Source organism: Streptomyces sp. SID3343 (assembly GCF_009865215.1).
Lineage (GTDB): Bacteria > Actinomycetota > Actinomycetes > Streptomycetales > Streptomycetaceae > Embleya.
This window is the reverse complement of record NZ_WWJX01001536.1, coordinates 1-2,392: the sequence shown is the minus strand read 5'-3', so window position 1 is coordinate 2,392 and position 2,392 is coordinate 1. Positions and strand designations below refer to the sequence as shown.

General features: G+C 71.2%; 1 protein-coding gene. It reads left to right on the top strand.

What is annotated here, in order from left to right; genetic code table 11:
* Positions 1-183: 183 nt before the first annotated feature.
* On the top strand, positions 184-2,199 hold the full coding sequence (locus GT354_RS49020; RefSeq protein ID WP_161364612.1) for an acetoacetate--CoA ligase: 2,016 nt from the start codon (positions 184-186) through the stop codon (positions 2,197-2,199).
* Positions 2,200-2,392 lie beyond the last annotated feature (193 nt).

The window sequence follows — 2,392 nt, the reverse complement described above, 5'->3', positions numbered from 1 at the left end:
GCACGTGCCGGGGGGCAGGCGAGCCTCCTCGGTCGGACCGGTTTCCTCGCCGGTGACATCCCGCGTCCGGCACCACGCGTGCAGAGTCGGACGAAGATCCTTTTTCGACCGGTCGGGGGATGCGCTCCGCTCTCCGAGCCGGCAGTGTCAGGGGGCAGACCGCGCAGCGAGGGGGCAGAAAACATGACGGAATCGACGGACGGCGTCGAACTTCTCTGGCAGCCGTCGGCCGAACGCGTCGCCGACGCGGCGGTCACCCGCTACCGCGAGTGGCTCGCGGCCGAACACGGCACGGTCACCGAGGACTACGCCCACCTGTGGTCGTGGTCCACGACCGAGCCCGAGGCGTTCTGGGGCTCGTTGCGTGAGTGGTTCGCGCTCGACTTCGGCGACGCGCACGACGTGGTGCTGGCCGAGCGCACCATGCCGGGCGCCCGCTGGTTCCCCGACGCCCGGCTCAACTACGCGCGACAGGCGCTGCGACACGTGGACGACGGCGACCCCGACCGGGCCGCGATCGTGTACCTCGACGAGAGCCTGGAGCCGCACGAGATCTCGTGGGCCGAACTGCGCCGCCGGGTCGCGTCCTGCGCGGCCACCCTGCGTGAGCTGGGCGTGCGACCGGGCGACCGGGTCGCGGCGTATGTGCCCAACACCCCACACGCGGTGATCGGACTGCTCGCCAGCGCCGCGATCGGCGCGGTGTGGTCCGCGTGCGCGCCCGATTTCGGCGCGCGCAGCGTGCTCGACCGCTTCCAGCAGATCGAGCCGGTCGTGCTCATCGCCGTCGACGGCTACCGCTACGGCGGCAAGGAGATCCGCCGCACCGACGTGGTCGCCGAACTGCGCGAGGGCCTGCCCACCGTGCGACACGTGCTGCACGTCTCGTTGCTCGACGAGCCGACCCCCGCCGACGTGCTCGCGTGGTCCGACGTGATCGGCCGCCCCGACGACGGCGCGGCGATCGAGTACGAGCAGGTGCCGTTCGATCATCCGCTGTGGATTCTGTACTCCTCCGGCACCACCGGACTGCCCAAGGCCATCGTGCAGGGCCATGGCGGCATCGTGCTCGAACACCTCAAGCAGGCCGTGCTTCAGCTCGATCTGGGGCCGCGGGACCGCTTCTTCTGGTACACCTCCACCGGCTGGATGATGTGGAACCTGCTGGTCGGCGGCCTCCTCGGAGGCACGACGATCGTGCTCTACGACGGCAGCCCCGGCCATCCGGGCCCCGACGCCCAGTGGACCGTGGTCGAACGCGCCGGCGTGACCTGGTTCGGCACGTCCGCGGCGTACGTGATGGCCTGCCGCAAGAACGAACTCGTGCCACGACACACCCACGACCTCGGCCGGGTCCGCGCGATCGGCACCACCGGCTCGCCGCTTCCGCCCGACGGCTTCCGCTGGATCTACGACGCGATCGCCGCCGACATGTGGCTCGCGTCGGTCAGCGGCGGCACCGACGTGTGCAGCGCGTTCGTCGGCGGCAGCCCCGACCTGCCGGTCTACCTCGGCGAGATCCAGTGCCGCGCGCTCGGCTGCGCCGTCGAGGCGTGGGACCCGGCCGGCCGGCCGGTCGTCGACGAGGTGGGGGAGTTGGTGATCACCCAGCCGATGCCCTCGATGCCGGTCTACTTCTGGCACGACAAGGACGACGAGCGCTACCGCGCGAGCTATTTCGACACGTATCCGGGCGTTTGGCGGCACGGCGATTGGATCACGCTGACCTCGCGCGGCACCGTCGTGGTGCACGGGCGCTCCGACTCGACCCTGAACCGCCAAGGTGTGCGGATGGGATCGAGCGACATCTACGAGGCCGTCGAGCGGCTGCCCGAAGTGCGCGAATCGCTGGTGATCGGCCTCGAACTGCCCGACGGGGGCTACTGGATGCCACTGTTCGTGGTGGCCGCGCCCGGTCACGCCCTCGACGACGCGCTGCGAGCCAAGATCCGCGCCGTGATCCGCGACGAGGTCTCGCCCCGGCACGTGCCCGACGAGATCATCGCCGCGCCCGGCGTCCCGCACACGCTCACCGGGAAGAGGATCGAGATCCCGGTCAAGAAGCTCCTCCAGGGCCGGGCGTTGGAGGACGCCGTCAACCCCGGGTCCGTGGACGACCTCGAGGTGCTGCGCTTCTACGCCGAGGTCGGGCGCAGCCGGGCCCGCGCGCAGGAGGACCGGAAAACGGACGAGAAGTAGCGCGGTGCGGGTGGACGATGCCACGAGCAGGCGGCTGGTGACGCCTGTGCAGTGACATGGAGCAATCGGCGCCCGCGACGGCACGATCCGCTCGTGCGCATCGTGCCCGCGGCGGTCGGTCGCGGGCACCGCGGGCCGAGGCCGGTCGCGGTGCTCGCGGAGCCGATCGGGTGATCCGCGCCGCGACCTCGCG